This window comes from Euzebyales bacterium (assembly GCA_036374135.1).
Classification (GTDB): Bacteria; Actinomycetota; Nitriliruptoria; order Euzebyales; family JAHELV01; genus JAHELV01.
The window spans coordinates 1-4,765 of the sequence record DASUUK010000101.1; the positions used below are offsets into that span (position 1 = coordinate 1).

Genomic DNA, 4,765 nt, shown 5'->3' on the forward strand with positions numbered 1-4,765 from the left:
GCCGACAACGGCCCAACCCACGGCGGCTGGCACCAGGTCGAACGGTCGGTTGACCTGGAGCCTGGTCCCTGCCGGCCACGCCCGGAGCGGGAGCCCGCGGACGTCCGGTGCGATCCGGGCGATGCGTCCGCGCGGGCCCTCGATGGTCAGCGTGGAGCGCTCCAGGCGGCCCGCGGCGACGCCGCGCCCGCGCTGTCGCAGCGTGGCGATCAGGCCGCTGCGGCGGAACGCGGACGTCATGCGGGCCGGTTCGTCGGTGCGCAACGTCAGCGCGTTGCCACGGCCGACGAGCGTGGCGTCGACACCGTCGACCGACAGGTGGAGGTCGGCGTCAACCAGCACACGCCGACCCGGTGCCGGGCCGGTCACTGAGCGCCGTTGTCCTCGTCGGTGGTGGTGACGCGCAGCGTGCCGTGCAGGCGCCACGTGGCACGTGGCGCGTCGGAGCCGGTCTCGCGCGGGACCTCGATGAGCATGTCATCGAAGGTGTAGTTGATCGCGGCACCCTTGCCGGTCAGGAAGCTCCACATCTCCTTGCCGAAGTCGGCGAACGACGTCTCACCGTTGGTCATGATGTGGCTGTCGGTCACGTCACTGGACATCGCGTCTCCCTTGCGGCCGGGGTTCGGTGGCATCCATGCCGTCGCGTGACGCAGGGCGGTGCGTCCCCGACGCGTCGTCGTACATCGTCTGCAACGCTGCGCTCACGTCGATCCGCAGTTGCTGGCTCGCCGCGGCGAGGGCGGTGCTCGCCGGCACGCCGTCCGGTGTCTGTCGCCGGTCGCTGGGCATGGCATTCCTTGTGCTCGCGTTCACCAGGGGGTTCGTGCGCCGACTGTCATTCGGATGCAGCCTCTCGTATGGTGATGGCAGACGTCGTCGTCGTCGACGGTCGACGGGGCGTCCGCTCGTACCGCGGGAGCCATGATGGTGGCGTACATCGACAAGGCTCGAGAGGCGTTCCGCCTGCACGCGTGGGGGGATGCCTACGCGCACCTGTCGGCGATCGCCGCGGACGGCTCGATCGCGCCTGAGGACCTTGACCGCCTGGCCCGCGCGGCATACCTGACCGGTCGGGACCCCGAGTGCGAAGACGCCTGGGCGCGGGCCCATCAGGCGTTCCTCGACGCCGGCGCGGTGGCACAGGCCGCGCGGTGTGCGTACTGGCTCGGGGTGATGCTGTTCAACCGCGGCGAGGAGGCGCGTGGCGGCGGGTGGATCGGCCGCGCCGGACGGCTGACCGCCGAGCTCGGACCGGACTGCGCCGAGCAGGGCTACCTGCTCCTCCCGGCGGGCCTGCGACGGCTGGGTGCCGGCGAGCCCGCCGAATCCCTCGCGCTGTTCGACCGCGCGCTGGACGTCGCCGAGCGGTTCGACGAACCGGACCTGCGCGCGCTCGCTCGGCTCGCGGCCGCGCAGGCCCTGATCGCGATGGACGAGCCCGAGCGCGCGGTCCGGGCGCTGGACGAGGCGATGGTCGCCGTCGAGACCGGTGAGGTGTCGACGATCGTCACGGGGCTCGTGTACTGCGGGGTGATCCTGCAGTGCCGGCGGCTGCTCGACCTGCGCCGGGCGCAGGAGTGGACGCGGGTCCTGAGCGCCTGGTGCGACGCGCAGCCGGACCTGGTGCCCTACCGCGGCCAGTGCCTCGTCCACCTGTCGGAGCTGGCGCAGCTGCGCGGCGACTGGCAGGCGGCGATCGCCGGGGCGCAGCGCGCGTGCGCGCGCCTGTCGGACCCGCCGGGGCAGTCGGCGATCGGGCTGGCCTACTACCAGCGAGCGGAGCTGCACCGGCTGCGCGGTGAGTTCGCCGACGCCGAGCGCACGTACGGGCTGGCCGGCCGGGCGGGTCGAGGGCCGCATCCGGGGTTGGCGCTGCTGCGCCTGGCACAGGGTCGGCTCGGCGATGCGGAGGGCGCCATCCGTCGCGTCGTCGAGGAGGCGCAGGGGCTCGGCGACCGCGCGAAGGTGCTCGCCGCGTGCGTGGACATCCTGCTCGCGACCGGCGACCTCGAGGTGGCCCGGACTGCGGCCGACGAGCTGGCCCAGCTCGCCACCGAGCTCGACAAGCCGCTGTTGTGGGCGATGTCGGCGCAGGCGGAAGGCGCCGTGCGGCTGGCCGAGGAAGACGCGCGCGGCGCCGTCTCGGCGCTGCACCGCGCGCAGTCGGCTTGGCAGGAACTGGGGGCACCGTACGAGGGGGCCTGCGTCCGCGTGCTGCTGGCGTCGGCGTGTCGGCGGCTCGGCGACGCCGATACCGCACGGATGGAGGAGGCCGTGGCGCGGGAGATCTTCGCCGAGGTCGGCGCCCGACCGGACCTGGCGCGGCTCGACGAGCTCGCCGGACGCGGTCAGGCCGACGCTGCGGCCGGCCTGACCGCCCGCGAGGTCGAGGTGATCCGACTGGTCGCCGCCGGACTGACGAACCGCGAGATCGCCGACGACCTCGTCATCAGCGAGAAGACCGTGGCCCGCCACCTCAACAACATGTTCACCCGGCTGGGTCTCGCGAACCGCGCCGCGGCCACCGCCTACGCCTACGAGCACGAGCTCGTCTAGCGCTGCACCTGCACAGAACGACCCATTTCGCGGGGTCGCGCTGATCTGGGTCGTCCTCCCGACGCGGCATCGTCGGTGGCTTCCTAGCGTCGACGACGCGGGTGGATGCAGGACTGACGATCCCGCCGACGAACACCGACCGCGTTCCTCGCGGCCGTCCGCGCCGCGCTGGACGACCCGCCCGAACCATCGATCACGGGAGCACATCATGACGACCGCACACACCACGCAGACCGCGCCGACGCCGGAGCAGCTCCGGGCCGGCTGGGACCGGGTCGCACCCGGCTTCGACGAGTACCTGACCGCGCCCAACATCGCGTTGGGCGACAAGGTGCTGCGCCGCCACGGCGTCACCACCGGCACGCGGGTCCTTGATGTCGCGGCGGGCAGCGGGGCGCTGGCCATTCCTGCCGCCCGGCTGGGCGCGCAGGTCGTGGCCTCCGACATCTCGCCAGTGATGATCGAGCGTCTCGCCGCCCGGGCGGGCAGGGAAGGGCTCGCGATCGACGCTCGGGTGATGGACGGCCACGCCCTCGACCTCGACGGCGACACCTTCGACCTGGCCGCCTCCCAGCACGGTGTCTCGTTGTTCCCCGACATGGCGCGCGGGGTCCGCGAGATGGCGCGGGTCACCCGTCCCGGCGGTCGGGTCCTGATCGTCGCGGTCGGCCCGCTGCCGCGCGCCGAGTTCCTGACGTTCTTCTTCGGCGCGGTGCGTGCCGTGGTCCCCGACTTCACCGGCCTGCCGACGGACCCACCGCCGCTGCCATTCCAGGTCGCCGACCCCGAGCGGCTGCGCGACAAGCTGACCGGTGCCGGCCTTGCCGACGTGCGGGTGGAGTCCGACGTGTGGGATCTGCCCGTCCGATCGGCGGGCCACCTGTGGGACGTCGTGACGAACAGCAACCCGATCGGTGCGGCCGCAGTGGCCGACCTCACCGCGGAGCAGACCGCCGAGGTCCGGCAGGTGCTCGACGGCATGCTCCGCGAGCGCTCCGGCGGTGCGCCCGAGGCGGTGCTGCACAACGCCATCAACGTCGGCGTCGGCACGGCGTGACGCCGGCCGACGAGCACTGGACACCGCGACGGAGGAGGCAGGACAGCCATGCCACGCACCGGCGCACACGCCCTCGTGGTCGGTGCCAGCCTGACCGGGCTGGCCACCGCCGCAGCGCTCGCCGACCGGTTCGACCAGGTCACCGTCGTCGAGCGCGACGCCCTGCCCGCCGATGGGCGCCCCCGCACGGGCGTCCCGCAGGGCCGGCACGGCCACATCCTGCTGCCATCGGGCCTGCAGGAGCTGACCGCGCTGCTGCCCGGGATCACCGACGACCTGCTCGCCCACGGCGCCCACCTCATGCCTGTGGGCGAGATCCGGTTCCACGTCGCCGGCGACCACCTCGCGCTGGACGACACCGAGCTGCAGATCCTCGGGGCGACGCGCCCGCTGCTCGAGTCCGTGGTGCGCAGCCGGGTCCGCGCGCTCCCGACCGTCGAGGTTGCTGACCGCCTCGACGCCCGTGGCCTGGTACTCGATGGCGAAGCACGGGTGGCCGGTCTGCGCGTGCGCCGACCCGACGGGGGACCGGAGACGACCTTCCACGGGGACCTGGTCGTCGACGCCGCCGGCCGCGGATCACGTTCGCCACGCTGGCTGGCCGACCTGAGGTACCCGGCACCTGACGAGGAACGGTTCGACGTGGGCGTGCACTACGCCACGCGGTTGTTCCGCCGACGGCCGGAAGACCTCGACGGCTGCCGCCACGTCGTGGCCGGCGTACCGCCGGACGGACGCCGCGGCGGGTTCGCCGTCGCCGTCGAGGATGACCGCTGCCTGGTGACCCTCGTCGGGGTCCTCGGCGAACGGCCACCGACCGACCTCGACGGGTTCGTCGCGTACGCGAGCACCCTGGAGTCCGACGACCTGCAGGTCCTCGCCGAGGGCGCGCAACCGGTGAGCGAGCCGGCGAGTGGGGCGTTCCCGGCCTACCTGCGCCGCCGCTACGACCGGCTCCCGGCCCTGCCGGCCGGGTACGTCGTGGTCGGCGACGCGGTGTGCTCGTTCAACCCGCTGTACGCCCAGGGGATGAGCATGGCGTTGCGCGAGGCCACCCTGCTCGGCCGGGTCCTCGACCGGCATGGCCCGGGCGCGGCGGGGGCGGCGTTCTTCCGCCAGGCAACGCCGATGATCGACGCCGCCTGGACG

Annotated in this window: 5 protein-coding genes; 3 read left to right on the plus strand and 2 right to left on the minus strand. The window is 73.4% G+C overall.

Going from position 1 to position 4,765, the window contains the following annotated elements:
* Together VFZ70_16475 and VFZ70_16480 are read right to left on the minus strand one after the other, a co-directional pair.
* The coding region (locus tag VFZ70_16475; protein ID HEX6257406.1) for a hypothetical protein at window positions 1-342 on the minus strand (342 nt) is incomplete at its 3' end.
* A gap of 23 nt (window positions 343-365) precedes the next feature.
* The gene (locus tag VFZ70_16480; GenBank protein HEX6257407.1) at window positions 366-602 is read right to left on the minus strand and encodes a hypothetical protein; all 237 of its coding nucleotides are present in this window, start codon (window positions 600-602) and stop codon (window positions 366-368) included.
* Window positions 603-924: 322 nt separating this feature from the next.
* Between VFZ70_16480 and VFZ70_16485 the strand changes: the two genes are divergently transcribed.
* The 3 genes from VFZ70_16485 to VFZ70_16495 all read left to right on the plus strand — a co-directional run.
* Window positions 925-2,559 (plus strand): LuxR C-terminal-related transcriptional regulator, encoded by a 1,635-nt coding sequence (locus VFZ70_16485; protein ID HEX6257408.1) that lies wholly within the window; start codon window positions 925-927, stop codon window positions 2,557-2,559.
* Between the two features lie 208 nt (window positions 2,560-2,767).
* Complete coding sequence (locus VFZ70_16490) at window positions 2,768-3,616, plus strand: methyltransferase domain-containing protein (protein ID HEX6257409.1); 849 nt, start codon at window positions 2,768-2,770, stop codon at window positions 3,614-3,616.
* A 48-nt stretch (window positions 3,617-3,664) separates the two neighbouring features.
* On the plus strand, window positions 3,665-4,765 hold a 1,101-nt coding region (locus VFZ70_16495), incomplete at its 3' end, for a hypothetical protein (protein HEX6257410.1).

Coding starts and splice junctions, on each gene's coding strand:
- VFZ70_16480 (HEX6257407.1), bottom strand. CDS start 602: ATGTCCAGTGACGTGACCGACAGCCACATCATGACCAACGGTGAGACG.
- VFZ70_16485 (HEX6257408.1), top strand. CDS start 925: ATGATGGTGGCGTACATCGACAAGGCTCGAGAGGCGTTCCGCCTGCAC.
- VFZ70_16490 (HEX6257409.1), top strand. CDS start 2,768: ATGACGACCGCACACACCACGCAGACCGCGCCGACGCCGGAGCAGCTC.